Origin of the sequence: Candidatus Methanoperedens nitratireducens (assembly GCF_900196725.1) — an archaeon.
GTDB classification, from domain to species: Archaea; Halobacteriota; Methanosarcinia; order Methanosarcinales; family Methanoperedenaceae; genus Methanoperedens; species Methanoperedens nitroreducens_A.
Genome location: NZ_FZMP01000223.1, coordinates 1 through 18643, shown reverse-complemented (window position 1 = coordinate 18643; position 18643 = coordinate 1). Strand labels below are relative to the sequence as shown.

The 18643-nt window shown below is 44.4% G+C and carries 16 protein-coding genes; 7 read left to right on the top strand and 9 right to left on the bottom strand.

Annotation, left to right across the window (positions count from 1 at the left end):
* Nucleotides 1–10 precede the first annotated feature (10 nt).
* Together MNV_RS16430 and MNV_RS16425 are read left to right on the top strand one after the other, a co-directional pair.
* A complete protein-coding gene (locus MNV_RS16430; RefSeq protein WP_179294042.1) occupies nt 11–847 on the top strand; it encodes a DUF4349 domain-containing protein in 837 nt (278 codons plus the stop codon).
* A 31-nt stretch (nt 848–878) separates the two neighbouring features.
* Nucleotides 879–1652: a hypothetical protein gene (locus MNV_RS16425; RefSeq protein WP_096207025.1), complete on the top strand. Its 774-nt coding sequence runs from the start codon at nt 879–881 to the stop codon at nt 1650–1652.
* 523 nt (nt 1653–2175) lie between these two features.
* Here MNV_RS16425 and mutL read toward each other — a convergent pair.
* Both mutL and MNV_RS16415 read right to left on the bottom strand, forming a co-directional pair.
* Nucleotides 2176–3909, bottom strand: coding sequence for a DNA mismatch repair endonuclease MutL (gene mutL / locus MNV_RS16420; RefSeq protein WP_096207024.1), 1734 nt, complete (start codon nt 3907–3909; stop codon nt 2176–2178).
* 118 nt (nt 3910–4027) lie between these two features.
* Complete coding sequence (locus MNV_RS16415; protein WP_143311861.1) at nt 4028–4834, bottom strand: hypothetical protein; 807 nt, start codon at nt 4832–4834, stop codon at nt 4028–4030.
* Between the two features lie 362 nt (nt 4835–5196).
* On the opposite strand from MNV_RS16415, the gene MNV_RS16410 reads away from it, so the two are divergent.
* The gene (locus MNV_RS16410) at nt 5197–5769 is read left to right on the top strand and encodes a hypothetical protein (protein WP_096207022.1); all 573 of its coding nucleotides are present in this window, start codon (nt 5197–5199) and stop codon (nt 5767–5769) included.
* A gap of 43 nt (nt 5770–5812) precedes the next feature.
* On the opposite strand, the gene MNV_RS16405 is transcribed toward MNV_RS16410, so the two are convergent.
* The 3 genes from MNV_RS16405 to MNV_RS16395 all read right to left on the bottom strand — a co-directional run bounded on the left by MNV_RS16405 (nt 5813) and on the right by MNV_RS16395 (nt 10802).
* A complete protein-coding gene (locus MNV_RS16405; protein ID WP_218838055.1) occupies nt 5813–6373 on the bottom strand; it encodes a S8 family peptidase in 561 nt (186 codons plus the stop codon).
* Nucleotides 6374–6611: 238 nt separating this feature from the next.
* A complete protein-coding gene (locus tag MNV_RS16400) occupies nt 6612–7685 on the bottom strand; it encodes a hypothetical protein (RefSeq protein WP_096207020.1) in 1074 nt (357 codons plus the stop codon).
* A gap of 141 nt (nt 7686–7826) precedes the next feature.
* The gene (locus MNV_RS16395) at nt 7827–10802 is read right to left on the bottom strand and encodes a hypothetical protein (protein ID WP_096207019.1); all 2976 of its coding nucleotides are present in this window, start codon (nt 10800–10802) and stop codon (nt 7827–7829) included.
* Between the two features lie 274 nt (nt 10803–11076).
* Here MNV_RS16395 and MNV_RS16390 point away from each other — a divergent pair, with 274 nt between their 5' ends.
* On the top strand, nt 11077–11649 hold the full coding sequence (locus MNV_RS16390; protein WP_096207018.1) for a hypothetical protein: 573 nt from the start codon (nt 11077–11079) through the stop codon (nt 11647–11649).
* 81 nt (nt 11650–11730) lie between these two features.
* On the opposite strand, the gene MNV_RS16385 is transcribed toward MNV_RS16390, so the two are convergent.
* Complete coding sequence (locus tag MNV_RS16385) at nt 11731–12603, bottom strand: UbiA-like polyprenyltransferase (protein WP_096207017.1); 873 nt, start codon at nt 12601–12603, stop codon at nt 11731–11733.
* 44 nt (nt 12604–12647) lie between these two features.
* Between MNV_RS16385 and MNV_RS16380 the strand changes: the two genes are divergently transcribed.
* Nucleotides 12648–13412 (top strand): ATP/GTP-binding protein, encoded by a 765-nt coding sequence (locus tag MNV_RS16380; protein WP_096207016.1) that lies wholly within the window; start codon nt 12648–12650, stop codon nt 13410–13412.
* Between the two features lie 6 nt (nt 13413–13418).
* On the opposite strand, the gene MNV_RS16375 is transcribed toward MNV_RS16380, so the two are convergent.
* From MNV_RS16375 to xerA, 3 genes are all read right to left on the bottom strand, one after another.
* Nucleotides 13419–14864, bottom strand: coding sequence for a menaquinone biosynthesis decarboxylase (locus MNV_RS16375; RefSeq protein WP_096207015.1), 1446 nt, complete (start codon nt 14862–14864; stop codon nt 13419–13421).
* Complete coding sequence (locus MNV_RS16370; RefSeq protein WP_096207014.1) at nt 14864–15115, bottom strand: hypothetical protein; 252 nt, start codon at nt 15113–15115, stop codon at nt 14864–14866. The genes MNV_RS16375 and MNV_RS16370 overlap by 1 nt, the downstream gene beginning before the upstream one ends.
* 595 nt (nt 15116–15710) lie before the next feature.
* The gene (xerA, locus tag MNV_RS16365) at nt 15711–16556 is read right to left on the bottom strand and encodes a site-specific tyrosine recombinase/integron integrase (RefSeq protein WP_096207013.1); all 846 of its coding nucleotides are present in this window, start codon (nt 16554–16556) and stop codon (nt 15711–15713) included.
* A 316-nt stretch (nt 16557–16872) separates the two neighbouring features.
* Between xerA and MNV_RS16360 the strand changes: the two genes are divergently transcribed.
* Both MNV_RS16360 and MNV_RS19910 read left to right on the top strand, forming a co-directional pair.
* On the top strand, nt 16873–18312 hold the full coding sequence (locus MNV_RS16360; protein ID WP_096207012.1) for a radical SAM/SPASM domain-containing protein: 1440 nt from the start codon (nt 16873–16875) through the stop codon (nt 18310–18312).
* Between the two features lie 63 nt (nt 18313–18375).
* Nucleotides 18376–18552, top strand: coding sequence for a hypothetical protein (locus tag MNV_RS19910; protein WP_179294041.1), 177 nt, complete (start codon nt 18376–18378; stop codon nt 18550–18552).
* Nucleotides 18553–18643 lie beyond the last annotated feature (91 nt).

Genomic DNA, 18643 nt, shown 5'->3' with positions numbered 1-18643 from the left:
AGTTATGTATATGAATAATAAATATGTAGTAATATTTGCTTTTCTGCTGCTGATAGTAACAGCAGGATGTATATCCAATCAAAAATTTTCTTATCAGGACTCCTTAACTGCCGGTATCCCTCTTACCGGGATGGATTATTCTTTACAGGACGAGGGAACTGCTAACAATAAAAACACCATTCCCGTTGAAAGGAAGATCATCTCGAGTGCATATCTTCATATGGAAGTGGACAGTGCAGAAAGCGCTGTCAATAAGATAACGAATATTACACAGGCACACGGCGGTTTCATCTCAAGCTCATCACAATCCAGTATCGGAGGACGCAACAACGGCCAGGTGACCCTCAGGGTACCCCAGGCGGATTTCTATCCGGCGATAGAAGAGATAGAAGCCCTGGGAACAGTCGGATCAAAACAGGTTTCAGGACAGGACGTCACCGGGGAGTTCATTGACCTGGATGCCAGGCTCGGTAACCTGAAAAAGCAGGAGTTGCGGCTTCAAGAGATCCTGAAGACTGCAGTTACTGTGAAAGATGTCCTTGAAGTGGAGCATGAGCTTGAGCGTGTGCGGGGCGAGATAGAGCGCCTTACAGGCAGGCTGAATTTTCTGAATCAAAGTGTTGAAATGTCAACAATTATGGTCAGCGCCGTGGAGCCGACATCTTTCGTTAGCGGTGGATCGGGTGTGGTAGATACGTTAAGGCAGGCTGCAGGAGGGTTTATCGAGAGCCTGAGGAGCATAGTCATCTTCACAGGATATATCCTTCCAATTCTGTTATTTATAGCATTGATACTTATTGCTTCCCTGGGAATTAAAAGGAAAATCGTACCAAGATTTAGAACATAAAAATAACAAAATAACGATGTAAAAAAGAAAAATGAATAAAGAAACACTTATCCTTGTGCTACTCACTGTAGTCATCAGCGGATGTATCGAGCCCGGGGCTGATTACCTGGCTGGAGGGAACAAAGATATCACACCTGAAGGACATTCCGTACCAGCAGCCGGTACAAACACATCTGCCGGAGCCGGAGATAACGGCACATCTCTCGTGTCAGAAAAAACCGGCGAAACTTTACACGATACTGGAAATAGCAGTAGCTTCCAGTTATCCGGCAAAACGAACGGTACTTTACCGCAAGCTCCTGTGGAAGCAAATAAGAGCGAGTTGCTTATCGACAGGATAGCCCTTGACCTGAGTTCTTATTATGAGAAAAAATGGAACAGCCTGTACCAGGCTGATGAGCTTGATTGCTCCAGGATGTCCGTATATCTCTGGGATTACATAAGGACAAATTATCATGTGGCGCCGAAAATAATTGTTTCTTACCAGAGGCAGCACGCCTGGCTGGCGCTTAAGGTAAGCGATGTCGGGAACTCGTCAGATTACATGCGCTGGAATATAAGGGGCACCGATTATTATTATCTTGAGGCCACGATACCGAGTCTTGTGGCTGATGATAACAGGAAGTTCATTATAAATGACCAGTCCTATACTTCTGCCGAGTTCTATAATGCAGCGATATATATCTTTGATACGCCGCAGGACGCGAATGATTTCCATGCGGAGGGTTCATGGTCCGGCGGTTGGAACCAGGAATTCAGGCTGAAAAAGGGAGATATGGACAAAATCACGAGGTTGATTCAATAATTATAGAAGCTTGTACACAATCTGATGATAACCTTAGTGTTTTGCTTTGAGTTTCAGGTTAAATATGAAAAACCATGGATCCGGTGTTGAAGTATTGGGATTCTTTATACATTTTCAAATCCAACCGTCAGCTTTATAAATAACAAAACCTACTAGTGGTCTATTATGTACATTATGATTATGATGGAACAATCTTGAGGTGGTTTAAAATGAGAAACGGTGGAAAGACTGAGGAATGTTGTTATCCAAGAGCCTATATCTGCACGTTCTGCAAACAAGAATTTGAATCGATAGATTCTGTATTTGATCATATGCGTGCGGCTCACTCCTTTACTCAGGAAAGTACGTAAAATTCAAAATGATCAAGAAGGATAAGCGAGGGTATAAAATAGTATAAAATGTAGGGTAGGCGGATAAGTAGCGTAAAAAAAGCTATCTACCTACCCTATATTCAAGGCAATCCTTTGATATGGGGAGGATAGATGCTGCATCCTGACGACAGAAGCGGCTTATAAATATATAACTAACTTCTCTTGAAAAGTTTATCCAGTTCCTGCCTGTTAAAGGATATCATCGTGGGTCTGCCATGGGGACAGGTATACGGGTTTTCAGTCTTGAAAAGCTGCTTTATCAGGCTTTCCATCTGGTCGGAGGAACAGTCAGCCCCTGCCTTTATTGCCCCCCTGCATGCGATGCTTCTCGTTATGCGCTCAAAGATGCCTGTGTCGTCTTTTATTTTTCCTTCCGAGAGTATATCAGCCATTATATCATGCACCAGCCCGGGATCTTCAAGCTTTCCCAGTATGTTCGGGACTGCTGTGACCGCGAAGGTATCTTGTCCGAACCCGGATATCCTGAAACCGAACTCCTCAAGATACGGGATACTCTCTTTCATCAGCGCCTTCTCTCTTGGCTCCAGCTCGATGTTGATGGGGACGATAAGCTCCTGAGAATCTGAGCGCTTTGATTCCCTCACCTGTTCAAAGAGGACGCGCTCATGCGCAGCATGCTGGTCTATTATTACCAGCCCATCAGTGGTCTTTGCAACGACATACAGGCTGCCCACCTGCCCGAGTATCTTTACCTGCGGCGCTTCGTCCGATTTTATTTTTAGTTCGTCTATAACGTATCGTTCTGTCTGCCTTAACCTTCGCTCCGTATCTTTTACGGGATATTTGAAAACAGGCTCCTCACGTATGATCGCCGGGCTCTGCGGAGTTTGTTCATAAAGCAAAGATTGCTTGACCGGAATTTTTACAGCAGGTGCAAGGTTCTCATCTGAAAATGCTCTCTTCACAGCCTCAGACATCGCATTTGAGACCTCCCGTTCATGGCTAAGCCTGACCTGGTTCTTTGTCGGATGTACGTTGACATCGACTTCTCCTGTAGCTATAAAGATCTTTAAAACTGCAACCGGAAAACGCCCTTTCGGGATAAGTGTACCATACCCGTCCCGCAGCGCGAAGCTTAGCGCCCTTGAACCGACGCTCCTGTTGTTTATGTAAAAGGACTGGGAATCGATGCCGCCTCTTGTGACAGCAGGTTTTGATACGAACCCTGTAACCTTTGCGAACCTGGAGTCAAAATCAACAGCTACCATAGCTCTTGCAACCTCCTGCCCGTAGATGTGTATTATGGTATCCCGAAGCTCCGAGGCAGGCGAACGCAGTATCTCATTCCCGTTATGGAGCAGGGTAAAAGAGACGTCGTTGTGACCCAGAGCGTTCTTTGTCACGACGTCGGTGATATGTGCCAGTTCCGTAGTATCGGATTTCAGGTACTTTTTCCTTGCAGGGGTATTATAAAACAGGTCTTCGACCATGATCATTGTCCCGTCCGCCGCTCCTGTTTCGCTTATGCTCTCAAGTTTTCCGCCGTGAACCGTGATTTTTGTGCCAGCCATGTCATCCTTTGTCTTAGTAATGATTTCCACTTTTGCCACGGCTGTAATGGAGGACAGCGCCTCTCCCCGGAATCCCATTGTCACTACATTTTCGATGTCCTCGCTCCTGCTTATCTTGCTTGTCGAGTGCTTCACGAACGAAAGGGCAGCGTCTTCTTTGCTCATGCCGCAACCGTTATCGATGATACGTATCAGTTTCTTTCCGCCCTGGATCACTTCGATACGGATGTCTGAGGCTTCTGCGTCTATAGAATTTTCAATCAGTTCCTTGACCACAGAGGCGGGGCGTTCTATCACTTCGCCTGCTGCTATCTTGTTGATGGTGGCTTCGTCGAGGATGTGTATTTTTTGCATTGTAGAGGTTGGATTTTATATGCTGTTATTGCTAATTATTCTTTCGCATGCTGCAAATATGATTTTCCGGCTGGAAAGGTTTGTATGAGATTCAATTATAGTATTCTGCATTCAGACCCTACATCTCCTCAACTTTCCCTTTTAATCCAAAAAACAATGCAAACAGGAAAACAAAAACCACCAGATACGATGCAAGCGTTCCCATAACGATGCCGTAAACGGGATATAAGAGCCACACCATGCAAGAATAAAGCCCCGTACCGCTCAATCCTATGGGAGCGCTTTTAATAACGCAGCAACTCATATCCTTCCCGTTCTTCAGGTGAAGGAGAACAAGCACCGGGGTAATTGTCCCTGGAAATGATGAGAACAGCCCGCCCCACATATGTCCTGCCGAATCACCGAGAATAACGACAGCAGCCACGACACCGCCTCCGAACAAGCCCCTGAAAATGATTTCTTTTGCGGATACCAGTTTCGGTTTTTCCAATTTTATTTCTTTCAGTCTTTTAAAGAGCACATAAAAAACAATAGCAGAAATCCAGAGATATGCGAGGGATATCCAGCCGCTTGCAATCTGGAATTTGCTGAAAATCAGAATGAAGAGGAAATATCCTGCAAACCCGAATAATAGCCCGGCTAATATCTCTATGATTTTTTCAATATTGCCATTTTTACCTTCTCTTCTACCTGTATTCTTTTGAATATATCCGGGCAGCCCGATCCCGACAGCGAATAAACCCATATACACCAGGTCTGCAATAGCCCCGATAGGGTTCCAGATAGCAGCTTTGCTTGAAAAGTCCGCTCCCTGCGAAATAGCCATGAACAGCAGCGAGAGGAACGTGATGATGGGCAGGGACATCATAATGCCGGCTATTTTCGGGGACTTTTTCTCGGCGATTATAGTGATGGAAGTGATCAAAGCGCTGCCGGATATAAAATAAATTAAATATTTTAGATACAGGTACATGGTTTAAGGCTCTTAAACCATTTTTACCTTCATAATCCTATAGTATTTGAAGGGGGAGAAATATCGATTTCTCCCGGTGAAGAATCCCACCCCGTTGACCAAACTAACCACCACGTATTGTCATTGATGTTAAACAATCCCGGACTGACATATATCGAGCAATTCTTCCCTCTGTAACTCTCCGTTACAGCGGCATTATCCAGACAGGAATGCGCATTGATAAAAATGTTATCATGACATCATGCGCATCATATGCGCAGGGATAGCTTTATGAATTCGAACAAATAATAAACGCAAAATATTGGGTGGAAAAAATGAACAAGCGTCGCGTCTGTACTACAATTTCTGCAAAACATTGGGAACTCCTGAAAAAATACACAGCAAAATTTGAGACTCAGCAAAAAGCCCTGGAATTTGCTCTGGAAAGCCTGGAGAACGATACGAAACGAAGCTCAGAACAATTAGCAGATGAGCAAGTTTGGTTACTCACAGGCAAGGGAACAGAGTCGGCATGTATCCTACATAGAGATGCATTTAAAACATTACTGGAGGGCGCAGATGTTAAGCGCATCATAAAGATAGTGACAAACCAAAAAATCGCTGAGCACATGATATCATGGTACTATCAGAAGCCTCTTAAGAAATGCAGTTTGAAAGAAGTCCTGGATGGAGTTGTCTTTTTCCTTAAGGCGGCAAAAGTAGCCGATACTGTGAATTATGTGGAAAGTGGTAATTATTATACCTTGAAAATGATCCACGGCCTTGATATCGGGACTTCTAAAATGTTCATTATATTTATTGGAAGCCTGTTCGAAGCATATGGGCTCAAAACTGAGAGCGAGATTTCTGATAAAAGCCTTTTTATGAAGGTATATAAAAATTTGTAGGTGAAATCTACTATTTTAGTTAAGCGGAACTATCATCGCATTCTTATTCAGGATGTATCTTCACCATCACCTGGTACGCCGACCATGCATCCAATAATGGGGGGACAATAGTGATCCGCCTCGGTGTGCTGGCTTGAGTTACAGCGAGTTTTATCTCAACTGCTGTCGCCGATGGAAATACTGACCATAACAGCGCGATTGCACCTGTTACAAAAGGTGCTGCAATACTCGTTCCTCCCAGAGTGAGCGGTTTCCCCTCGGCTCCGAGACTTGTGATTGCATCACCTGGCGCGCACAGACCCTGCCTGCCTATAGAGCTTCCCAGATTAGAGAGACTAATAGGTCTTCCTTGGAGATCACAGGCAACAACAGGAATTACCCACGGGTGACGGGTGATGGGAGAACTTCCGATGGCTCCCTGGTTACCTGAAGCCGCAACAATGATAACGCCGCTCCTTGCAGCGTAATTCAAGGCTTCTTCCAATTCACGCTCGCCTCTTGATGATGGCTGTGCAAGGGCTACGCTTAGGTTAACCACGCGTGCACCGGCGTCAACGCACTCTATGATTGCAACGGCAAGTTCTTCAGGTTTAGCGCTTGGCATCTGCCCCTGCGCTATCTCTGCAAAAATAGGGCGCACCAGAAGGGTACAGTTAGAGCAGATATCGAAGGCTTTTGAATCCCTCTTTGCTGAAAATATGCTGGCATCAAAAGTTCCGTATATGCAGGCTATGTTATTTGAATACCAAGCTTTTTGCCGATATTATTTGCCATTATAGGCATCCTCAAGATAGAACCATCTAGTTTCTCTCCCATATTCCTATACCGAACCTTATTTTTACCTAAAATGTAAACTTAATCAAAGGATTCTTTACCACGAAAGGATCTTCCAATATATCCGGCATTGTCGGCAGTTCGTCAACTATTGCAATAAAGTAATTTTGAAGGTAAGATCGTTGTTGTAAGAAACTTTCCTCCTTAAAATTGCCCCTCATTGGCAGAAGTCCCTTTGAAGCTAGCTGAGGTCCGCTAAGTGACTTAACCCACTCTTCAATCTGTTTGCCAAATCGCTTTAACCAGTAATCAACAAGTCGATTATCAACACCTTCGAATACCGTTCCTCTATAGGTTTTGACAACGAGTTTTCGTGTTGTCTTCGAGAAACCGCACAGTCTTGCCCAAATTACGGCTTCAAAGAGTAATTTGAATCTGTCCCGGATGCTTTTTAAGCCTTCATCAAGCGCTTCCCACTCCACAATTTTAATGAACTGATTAGCATCTTCTCCTGTCATAAATCCCAATCGTACAATCCCTTCTAATAGAGAGTGGTGATAAAAGATGGCATTGCGATTAATACTCGCAAAGGTAAGCGCAGCATTTAGAATTGATACGCCTGGTGTATCTGTTGCATCAAGTGGGCTAAGCTGTTTGAAGTCTTTGTAGTATGCCTCTCGTCCGGCTTTGGCAAGAGCGGTGAAATTTAGCTGTGCATTTGGAGACATTTCAGCTAAAGCTCTGATACCAGAAGCGTAGAGGTTATATTGTTTACCGTCAAGTTTAGTTTTTAAGTATTGTCCAGCTTTTTGGCTACCATAGGTCGTTTTCATCTGTTTAATGTAGAGCTTTAGGTCCTTAAAGTCGGATCTCTTTGGTAGATAAGATAAGGCCGTTCTTGTTTTTAGCATAGGCCGTATCATTTTTTTGGCGACTGTCGTCAGAATCATTCCTGGAATCGTGGACTCCAAGACAAACACAAGAAGTACATCCGCCCAAGCAGATACTGTATCTACTTCTGGCCCCTCTTCAAGAAGTTCAAGTCGCGTATCTTGGACTTGCTCGGCAGCAAGCGTAATCCCATCTATGAATGCCTGTAGCCTCTCAATTTGGATGTGTGCCGACTGGTGTATCAGATGCACTGCTAACTCAATTTCAGCTGGGTCGAGTTCTTTGGTACCCGAAAAAAAATAACTTTCTGGGTGGCGCCTCTTGCTTCTTGATTTGCAAGGGTTTGGATACTAGTCATTATAATTCCTCTCAATTGAAAATGTCTTTGTCATTTACGGCATGAAGTCTGGAAGCGTAGCATCCTCCTGCAGAATTACAAGCGTGGTCGGAAGCCGTACTTCCCATGGTTCGCCAACAAGTTTATACTCACTAATTGAATATGGAACGTTAGATCCATTTTGTCCACGGAAGTCTTCCATCAATGTCAATTCGGTTGGTGAAGCTACATCAGCGATGCGGTACTTTACGCTCCCGATGAGAATCTCTCTATTAATATCGTCTTCCTTAAAGTTAGTATCGGTGCCGGTCACTGTCCGGTTACCTTTGCTAATGGAAATCACACCCTCACCCTTAGTAAACTCAGCGCCCTGTTGCTCCTGCAGCTCCTGAACGATGGATACATACAGCGAATCATCGACCTGCGGCACCTTTCCTCCATTCCAGATCATCCCTGTCGCTAGGTAAAGTGTAATCCCCTGTTCAAAACCAGGGCGCACCGGAACTATTACGCGGGCCGTACCTGCTCTCAGGAATGAAGTGAAAATTGGATCGGGATCATCTCTCTGTGATGCATTAATCCATTCATCCTTCCGTCCCCAGAAGTAGGGATAGAAGATGTAGGTCATCTGGTGCCACTCAAACGCCTGCTCAAAAAACTGAATATATTCCCCATCTGCCTGCGCCTTGAGAACATCGATTTCGGGGTAATTCTGGGGAGGGATATTCTGTATCGCCCCGTATGACTCAAAGTGTTCACCCGTAAGCATTGTAATGGCAGCCTTCTTAAGCTCGTTCCTTTCGGTGTTGCGGTTCTCAAGCGGGTTTTGCCCTTGAATTGTAATTCCTTGACGTGTTGCTGCTGCAGCTACCTGTTCATCGTACTGCGCTTTCAGCTCGAAATATGCGCGCATTATTGCTTCGTAAGTAGCTAGTTGCCATTTGATGAGCACTTCATTTAGAACTTTGCATGTCACTTCGATGTTCAGGGCATATCCCCAAGTGTTCTCTATCATTAAGACGACTGCAAGCTCTTTAGTCTCCTTGTCAAGATCAGTAGAAAATTGGTAAGCATAGCCATTGGCCACCTGAGTGAAAACTATGTCCTTTTTGCCAATAGTTAAATATCTGTTATCAAGCCAGTCGCTTAAGTAGACCGTTCCTTTGGCATTATTAGCGTAATAACCATCGGGGATTTTAATTTCTTTTATTGCCTTATAGATTTTGCGAGCTGGCGTTGCAGGAGTAATACCGGTATCCGGCTTGGCAGGATCTTCATATGCGAAGCTGGCTATCTGTATTTCTTCTGGTGGTGGGCTTACGTTAGAGACGTAGTACTTTCCCACCCACTCCAGATAGTTATTTTCTGTTATATCCTTCGGTGATAGTGGTCGAGGTGGGTTAGTTCCGGGCACAACAGGGAGCTCAGGTTCAATCATCGTGACCCCTTTGGCGGTTTTTCCATCAAGCACATGCTTAAAAAAAGCTGCTGGCTCTGGGACATTAAACTCAAGAAGAAGGCGGCGGCCGTAATTGAAGACCTGAGCCTTATAAACCTTATCGACCCAGCGGTATATCCCGACCACATGTTCTGAGCCGCCAGAGTTATCTACACCATGCTTATTGGTCTCTTCAACCTCTGTTTTTGTCCGGGTAATCCGTTCTTCACGAACTCGCTCTTGGATTCTACTTGCCGACCGCTCAGTCACATCCTGAGCGTAGCTGCTTGATACCTGGGCAGATTCATCTTTGGAATGATTGGTAGCATAGCCCATGTTGGCTGTCACCGAAACCGAAGGGCCATAGCTGGCATTGACCGTGACGCCAACTTCAAGGCTGCTGTCTTCATGAATCGTTTGGCTTGCCTCTTTTTGCAATTCAAACCGATTTGTGCTTTGCACGTCCTGCTCTATCTCTTCACTCCTTTCGGTCTCGATGGTTATGATTTCCTCCGTCGTGGTAGCCCGCTTGTGCACTCGCTCCTTTGATTCACCCTTCAATACACTCTCTATGTGGGCCACCTCACCCATCTCGTAGCGCTTCAATTCCTGGCGTACCACCATGAGGTCTGCAAAACCTGGACTTCGGGCAAGTGCTGCGGCAGGTAAGAGGGAGGTATTTTCTTGACTCGCCTTTGTAGTGAGCCAGTCTGAGGGCGGTGCTGCAGCAGGTAGGGGGAAGATATCCTGGGGTAGTAGAACAATCCCATTGGAAAGCAATTGGTAAATATCATCTGCAGTACTGATAATATTTCTTTTAAGGTTATCAGAGTGGATAGCGAGCCTCTCTAACAGGCCGAACAGGTACATCATACGGAGTAGCTCTGCTCGAAGTCGATACATGCCTTTCGGTGCAATGATGAGAGCCAGAAGACTATCAGCCACCCGTCGGCGCTCACGCTTATAAACTACCGAATCAACTAATTCCTCAGGTCTCATGCCTGTGAGGCTCTTGATCTGTTCGATCAGAAGATTTGGATCAGGTAGATCACCCTGATTGATCAACCATTTATCCAGAGCTACCAGCGGAATCTCAAGAGTATTGAAATTAGATATGAATTCCGGTGATTCGTTTATGTTTAGCTTACCATTTTCCATCTTCGCTACAAATTTATCAGTCCTACCATCATCGATTTTTAAGCTTACTTCAGTTTTTTTATCATTAAGTTCTAATGAAAGCTTATTTGTTTCAGTATTTAGGCTGATAACATCACCATCGATTTCAATAGATACATCAGTTACCCCAATACCAAATTTCCGTGCTAGAAATTCTAGGAGTCTCCCCGTATCAGTATGCTCTCCTCTTACTATGTCGTCCCAGATAAACAAATAAGGTGGATTTATGAAGCTCAATGCTATATTCACTATCTTTTGCGCAACATCACCCCCTCCGGCAACAGCTGCCAGCAATGCTTGGTGAAAAGGACTCTCCTCACCAGGAGGTCCATAAGCTTTGATAATCTTGCCTTCAACATCTTTATCTGCGGCGCGCTGAACTGGCCGCAGAGAGGTGAATCGGAAAACGTCACTCATGATACAGTTCCTCCTTCGCTGAAAGGAGAATGTAAACTGCGCGATGTGATCCTGCAATTAACGCAATTACCTCATCCTTAGTTGGTTGTTTTCTCACTTCAGTTTTCATCATTACTTTTTTCCTCCTTACTCCATTAATAATTACGGTAACATTCAGCCGCATTAATAAAAACGTTGTCTTGATAGCATGCGCATGGTTCCACTTGATAACCGCACGATGCGCACGGATAACTTTATGAGAGTAAACTATAATCTCAGATACAAGGTGGGAAAAATGAGTAAGCATCGCGTCTGCACTACTATTTCTTCAAAACATTGGGAACTGCTAAAAAAATACACAACAAAATTCGAGACACAGCAAAAAGCCCTGGAAGCAGCTCTGGAAAATCTCGAAAGTGACTCGAAACAAAATCCAGCTATATCTCAGGAAGATCGATTCTGGCTCCAGATGAGGGAACTTAAGGTACTCATTCATATACACAAAGATATTTTTCTGGAAATGGTCAAGACGGCGGATTATGAGAAAGTCGATAAAATACTGGCTACGTATGGATTGGCGGAGTATATGATTGTCTTCCATTATCAGAAGCCTATTAGAGAATGCAGTTTGAAAGAAGTTATGGATGGAATAGTTATTACCGCCAGGGCTGCAAATTGGCTCGATACAATAAATTATACTGATAACAGCGACCATTATACGTTAATAGCAACCCACAGCGTTGGAAACATAAAATATTCCAATTCATTTAGAATATTTTATGAAACTTTATTTGAAGTATATGGTGTAAAAACCCAAAGCAAGATATCGGATAATAGCCTTTTCATGGAAATATACAAAAATTTGTAGCTGAATCAGCATAAAAAGTCAAATCATCCGTATAAGGCCTTTTATAATAATACATAGGATGTCACATTTTTCTTAAATGTTTTATATCAGCACATCCACCACCGTAAAAACCAGCAGGCTCAGACTCACAGCCGCATTCACATTAAAGAACGCCACAGGAACATTGGTAAAATTATCCGCCTTAACCAGTGTATGCTCGTACCATATCAAAATCGCAATGATCACCAGTCCCGCCTTGAAAATAATCCCAAGTTTCAATACGAACATCAACCCGACCAGCAGCCCAAGCATCAAAATATGCGACGCGAACGACAGCAAAAGCGTACTCTTCACCCCATAAACCGAGGGTATGGAATAAAGCCCTTCCTTCTTATCAAAATCAATGTCCTGGAGCGAGTAAATCAAATCAAATCCCCCAACCCATAAAGTGACCGCGAAAAGCAGCAGCAGCATAGCGATTTCAGGAGTGCCGAAAGGATAATTAAAAACACCGGTCACAGCCAGCCAGCCTCCCACGGGCGCGTACGCAAGGTTGAGCCCCAGCACATAATGCGACACGGGGAAGAGCCGCTTAAGATACGGATAGATAATTGACGTAACCGGGATAATGGGTGCTAACATCAGGCACAGCGGGTTTAATTTGTAGGCAGAATAGAACAGCAGCAGGTAGGATACAAGTATAATCCCCCATACCTCGCGTAACGTGATCTTCCCGGCAGGGAGTTCACGGTTAGCAGTACGGGGGTTCGTTGCATCTATATCCTTATCGATAAGGTTATTCAGCGCCATCGCAGCGCTCCGTGCGCCCAGGAACGCAAGCCCGACCCAGAACAGGATGCGAGGCTCAGGGATTCCCCTGCTGGCAAGGAATGCGCCAAGGTATGCAAAAGGGATGGCGAACAGGCTATGCTTGATAACCACGAAATCCGAGTATAATTTTAATCTGGCTAACATCACAACTCTTTTCTCTCATTACAGATATTATTCCCCTGATAGCAATGATTAACCTTTATTTTATCGGCTCGGCAGGAAGCGGCAAATCCACGCTCACGAATGCCTTTGCAGGCTGGATGCAGGGGCAGGGGTATGATGCAATAACAGTGAACCTTGACCCGGGTATCGAAAACGCGCCGTATGTTCCGGATATCGATATCCGGGACTGGGTCAAGCTGCGTGATATCATGAAAGAGTACGGCGTAGGACCGAACGGTGCGCAGATAATTGCCGCGGATATGCTGGCGCTGAGCATGGATGAAATGAAAGAGATTATCGAAAGCTACGATACGGATTACGTTATCATCGATACGCCGGGCCAGATGGAACTGTTTATCCTGAGGCAGTCCGGGAAGTACATAATCGATTCCCTGGGCGCTGATAAGTCAATGATATCTTTTCTTTACGACCCGCTTATTTCAAAAACCCCCTCAGGGTTTATCACATTGATGCTGCATGCGGCTTCCGTAGAGGTCAGGTTCAATGTCCCTTTTATCAGCGTTCTTACCAAATCGGATTTACTTGCTGATGAAGAGCGTGAAAAAATACTGAACTGGAGCAGGAACCCGCTGGAGCTTGATGATGCGATACACAGCGAACAACCCACCATGCGCAGCCAGTTGAGCATCGAGTTTTTATCCGCCATAAGATCATTCGGCACAGGTCAAACAATAATCCCGGTCTCATCCACGTACGGCTCAGGCATGGAAGATATATACAATGCCGCCCAGCAGCTATTCTACGGCGGTGAAGACCTGAGCAAGGGTTGATCAAAGTTACAATCCAAGCTCCTTCCATATCATATCTACCCGTGCCTTTACTGCTTCATCCATCTTTAAGGCATCAGGCCATTCACGGTTGAAGCCCTCGTCTTTTCCTTTTCGAGTGGCGTCAATCCCCATTTTGGAGCCGAGATTGGGTAAGAACGAAGCGTGGTCAAGCGTATCTGTCGGCGCCCTGTCGATAATTATTACATCCCTGGCAGGGTCCATGCGCGTGGTGGTTGCCCAGAGCACTTCCCTCATATCCTGAACGTTCACATCATCGTCAAGTACGATTATCGTCTTTGCGAACATCATCTGCCCCATGCCCCAGAGGGCGAACATTACTTTCTTAGCATGCCCTGGATAGCGCTTTTTTATGGATACAATGCAGAGATTATGGAAAACAGCTTCAACAGGCAGGTTGATATCTACGATCTCAGGAAGCTGGGTTTTCATGAGAGGCAGGAATATCCTCTCAGTGGCTTTACCGAGATACGCATCTTCCATTGGCGGAATTCCCACAACAGTTGCATGGTACACCGGGTTCTTCCGGTGGGTGATGCAGGTTATATGGAATACAGGAAACTCATCTGCAAGCGAATAATACCCTGTATGGTCCCCGAAAGGTCCCTCGATACGCCGCTCTTTTGAATCAACGCATCCTTCGAGTATTATCTCGGCATGAGCAGGCACAAACATGTCGACTGTTTCGCATTTGACAAGCTCCACGTTCTTTTTGCGAAGGAACCCGGCGAACATCATCTCGTCGATATTATCTGGCAGCGGCGCGGTGGCTGAATACACTACAGCCGGGTCGGCGCCGATAGCGACAGCGACCTCGATCCTATCGCTCTTTCCGCTTGCATCGGCATAATCCCTCGCGCCGTGTTTATGGATGTGCCAGTGCATTCCTGTCGTCTTGCCGTCGTAAACCTGCATCCTGTACATACCCACGTTCTGCTTCCCGGTTTTTGGGTTTTTAGTGAATACAAGAGGGAGAGTGATGAACCTGCCGCCATCCTGCGGCCAGCATTTCAGTACCGGGAAGTCATCAAGTGAAAAGCCATCTTTAAGGATAACCTCCTTACAAGGACCGGATTTTACATATCTGGGAGCAAAGGATGTAAGTTCTGCTGCCTGCGGCAGCATTTTTATGCCTTCCCAGATGCCTGACGGCGCTTCGAATTCCAGGAGCTTCTGTATCCGCTCGCCGATCTCATCGAGTTTATCCACACCCAGCGCAAGGAACATACGCTCCATTGTGCCGAAAGCATTGGCAAATACCGGTATTTTATAACCTTTAACGTTCTCGAATAACAGCGCAGGACCGTTGCTTTTTACAACCCTGTCAATTATCTCTGTAATCTCAAGCTCGGCGCTTACTTCGTTTTTTATGCGCAGCAGAAGGTGTTTTTTTTCAAGAACTTCTATGAACTCGCGCAAGTCTTTGTAAGCCACTATACTACCTCTGCAACGCCGCTGTCATCGGACTCGATAGATTTGATCTTTAGCATTGAGTTTGCTTTTTTAAGGCAGTTTCTGTGCACGTATCCGAGCTGTTTTTTCTTCCAGTTCTTGGACTCGTTGCTCATGCCTTCCTGGGGCTCGTAAATGAGGAGCATGTTTTCCGCATCCTCAGGGAACATCAATTTCACAAAATCGTTGCATATAAGGCATTTTTTCCAGCGGAGATATTTTCTGGTGGTCATACGGTATCTTATTGCGTTACGGGAATATTTATATATTGCGTCACGGAAAATACATAAGCAGGCATTGGAACCGCTTGGCTTTACACCAGGCGTAAACTTTAAATACATTCGTTAGTATATATGCGAACTACAGTGGGCAGAAGAACACTTTTTTTTCATACCACCACCATAATCCACCTCTGCCCACTAAGATTTTATCCTGGGAATGCGATACTTCCCGCTGATATCTCGTCTTTTCAGGATGCTGGAAACCAGCCCCTGCTTACACTTTCCTGAATTATAGACGAGTACAGACAAGCGCTTGGTCAGACTGTCTTTACACCTGGCGTAAACTTTAAATACAATGTTCGTTTATATACGAACTATAGTGGGCAGAAAAACACTTTTTTCCATTTCCACCATACTTCCCTCCTCTGCCCACTACCTCCTGATCATTGAGGTGACAGGAAAAGAAACTAACTTGTGTAAGGTTCATTCCGTTACGGTATTTTACTGTTATAATACCGTTACGGGAAGTTTGCAGCAAAATTCCGTGACGGAAAACATCTTTAAATATTCATTTATGCAATCGGGTGTTATAAGATTTTTCAAAAATCTACAGCATATCCAGAGGGCTTTTAATCTTCTTAATTTCCTCGCTCGAAACCTGCGTGTATATCTGCGTCGTCTGCAGATTCGCATGTCCCAGAAGAGTCTGTATTTTCCTGATATCCACGCCATCTTCAAGCAGGTGCGTGGCGAACGAATGGCGCAGCGTGTGCACATGCACGTCTTTTTCGATGCCCGCGCGCTTTGCTGCTTTCTTGATCGCATGCTGGATTCCGCGCGGCGACATTTTTTTGCCGTTCATCGAGAATATGTATCCTTTCCCGTCGGCGCCGCTTTTATCTTTATACTCCAGCAGGTCTTTTTTGAACATCCCGGAGATGATGAAAATCCTGTCCTTCGCGCCCTTCCCCATACGCACCCAGCCTATGCCATCGTTTAAGTCGAGGTCTGAGTATTTCAAGTTTACACATTCGGAAAGCCGCAAGCCTGTGGAGTAAAGAAGCTCGATCAAAAGCCTGTGCTTTGAATTCTCCGTATTATCAAGCAGATCTCTTATCTCCTGCCGGGTCAGTACGACGGGTAATTTTTTTGAGGCTTTCGGGGTTTTAATAAGTGTCAGGTTCTTACCAAGTATTTCGGCATAGAAGAATTTCAGCGAGGCTTTTATTAGCGAGATCGAAGCATTGGACAAAGAATGATCTGACATCTTGTGAGCCAGGTATTCCTTCATATCATCTTCATCAACAGCCTCCGGAGGCTTTTTAATATACTCAAGGAATTTGGTATTATAGAAAAGGTACATTTTGGAGGTCTGTTTTGAGAAACCCCTCAGCTTCATTTCAGTCTCGAGCTTTTTTAATGTCAGCGGCGCATCGTTTTGCATACCAGTCATTAATTGTCCTTCTGTATATATAAAAATGTCGTATAATCTACCTTATATGACATTTCTTAGGGCGTCTTCCTTTGAATGAAACAAGAATAGTTTCTATTCAGGAATTATCCTCGCTCTTTTACCTGGGTATTAAATGTAGGGTCTGGTATAGAAGATTCGCTATAAATTAAAATAAGAGGTTTGAATAAAAATAATAAAGCTCATCTCCGTTACGGTATTTGCTGGAGCCAATCCCGTCACGGGATTACACTAAGTAAGAAAGCAAAAATATATATATCCAAAGCGCTCATTCTATTTTGGAGTAGGGATAATTACTATGGGATTAGTCAGTCTTCAAAACGTTGAGTTAAATAGTGAAATGAGGGCGAAGCAGGAAAGCGAGGCAGCAAGTACCACGAATAATTTAAAGACCTCAAGTTACAACTATTTCATTAGGTATAATGATACTAATTTCTTTGGCTACAATTTCCTATATAGGTCAATCCTTCGGATTCCAGCCGATGCTTTTCCATTTGTAGATCAGTTTCTTCGTGGACTATCCTCTAAATCAGAAGGCTTAGGGGAGGTAAATTCTAATCCTCTCAGGTTGCCGCCTCAATGGCTGGAGGCTCTCAAAGAGGTTCATTTTGTAATTGATAAAAGCATTGATGAATTAAGTTTAATAAAGTTCCATTATTTTCGAAGTCTGTACGCGAACAATTCTCTGAGTTTGATAGTGCTGCCTACTTTGTGGTGTAATTTAGCATGTCCTTACTGCTTCGAATTCAAGAAACCTATTTTTATGAAATCAGAGGTTGAGGATGCATTGATTAATTGGATTGAAAAGAGTTTCAAAAATAAGAGATATGTTCATATTGCATGGTTTGGAGGCGAACCACTACTTGCAAAGAAAGTCATCTTTCGCTTAACAAAACGATTGCAGGAGTTCTGCAACAGTATCGGTGCAAATTATGGAGCTTCTTTAACGACTAATGGTTATTTTCTAGATCAGAAGTTCATAGAAGCCATACCCTCATTAAGCATTAAACAGGTTCAAGTGACTATGGACGGCGATAAAGCGGATCATGATGCTTTGAAAAGGAAAAGAAATGGTGAGGGAAGCTTTGATCGCGTTTTTCAAAACATAGTCACACTCTGTGAAAGTGTCTCTGATTGCAATCTTCTGCTACGAATCAATTGTGGCGACGACAATTATAATGGGATTGAGAGACTATTAGAAAGATTTCCGCCTATCGTTAAGGCACGTGCTTCCGTTTTCTTTCGCTGGATCTGGGCGAACAAAGCGAGCGGTTATCGTGAATTCTCTGCTCGCCGACAAGGGACCGGGACTGAGTCCTTCCAAGGTCTAACTAAACTGGAAGTAGCCGCAAAGGCTCTTGGTTGGCATATTTATAACTCATATAATTATAATGTCGGATACTGCGAGGTTGATTTTTTAGACCATTACGCGATCGGTCCTGATGGCAACGTGTTTTTATGTACTCACACGTATGAAAATTCTGAGTCTATCGGATACTTATTGGAAGGAAGGAATGTCACACGATCCAATACTATTGGCAAAATCACAAGATGGTACACAGTGAATCCATTTAACGATGCTGAATGTGTGATTTGTCAATTGTTGCCTATTTGCTGCGGAGGATGCCGCAAAGCTAGAATGGAGGGAGGACGAAGCTGTATAGAAGAAAAGAAATCGTTAGACTTGTTCGTCAGAAGTTTAGTAGAAGAAAGGCTAATCCCGGCGGCTATGGCTTAATGACTGTTATTGGAAGATAGTAGAGACGATCTTCCAATGATAATCGAAAAGGAGGTGATATAAATGGAAGTTGGAGAAAGGCTTGTATTAGAGGTTATTGAAAAGGGGAGTGCAGAAGAGATTTTAATGGCAAAGCCAAAGCCAAAGCCGGAGCCGCAACCAGGCAACAATTGTCCGATTAATTCTGGCACGTGTACAGTCAATACTGTTAAGGGCTGTGGAACAAAGGCAATTGAATAGTAAGAATAATGGAGCACAATTGGGATAACTGCTTTTGCCATTATACAGCAGTATATCCCATATTTTTACGTTTGCGCCACAAGTCACCCCC

Bases quoted from the DNA above. Each gene is read 5' to 3' on its own strand.
- MNV_RS16370 (WP_096207014.1), bottom strand. From the start codon at position 15,115: ATGACCACCAGAAAATATCTCCGCTGGAAAAAATGCCTTATATGCAAC.
- MNV_RS16380 (WP_096207016.1), top strand. From the start codon at position 12,648: ATGATTAACCTTTATTTTATCGGCTCGGCAGGAAGCGGCAAATCCACG.
- MNV_RS16405 (WP_218838055.1), bottom strand. From the start codon at position 6,373: ATGCCAAGCGCTAAACCTGAAGAACTTGCCGTTGCAATCATAGAGTGC.
- MNV_RS16385 (WP_096207017.1), bottom strand. From the start codon at position 12,603: ATGTTAGCCAGATTAAAATTATACTCGGATTTCGTGGTTATCAAGCAT.
- MNV_RS16430 (WP_179294042.1), top strand. From the start codon at position 11: ATGAATAATAAATATGTAGTAATATTTGCTTTTCTGCTGCTGATAGTA.
- MNV_RS16390 (WP_096207018.1), top strand. From the start codon at position 11,077: ATGAGTAAGCATCGCGTCTGCACTACTATTTCTTCAAAACATTGGGAA.
- MNV_RS16395 (WP_096207019.1), bottom strand. From the start codon at position 10,802: ATGAGTGACGTTTTCCGATTCACCTCTCTGCGGCCAGTTCAGCGCGCC.
- MNV_RS16360 (WP_096207012.1), top strand. From the start codon at position 16,873: ATGGGATTAGTCAGTCTTCAAAACGTTGAGTTAAATAGTGAAATGAGG.
- MNV_RS16425 (WP_096207025.1), top strand. From the start codon at position 879: ATGAATAAAGAAACACTTATCCTTGTGCTACTCACTGTAGTCATCAGC.
- MNV_RS19910 (WP_179294041.1), top strand. From the start codon at position 18,376: ATGGAAGTTGGAGAAAGGCTTGTATTAGAGGTTATTGAAAAGGGGAGT.
- mutL (WP_096207024.1), bottom strand. From the start codon at position 3,909: ATGCAAAAAATACACATCCTCGACGAAGCCACCATCAACAAGATAGCA.
- MNV_RS16410 (WP_096207022.1), top strand. From the start codon at position 5,197: ATGAACAAGCGTCGCGTCTGTACTACAATTTCTGCAAAACATTGGGAA.
- xerA (WP_096207013.1), bottom strand. From the start codon at position 16,556: ATGACTGGTATGCAAAACGATGCGCCGCTGACATTAAAAAAGCTCGAG.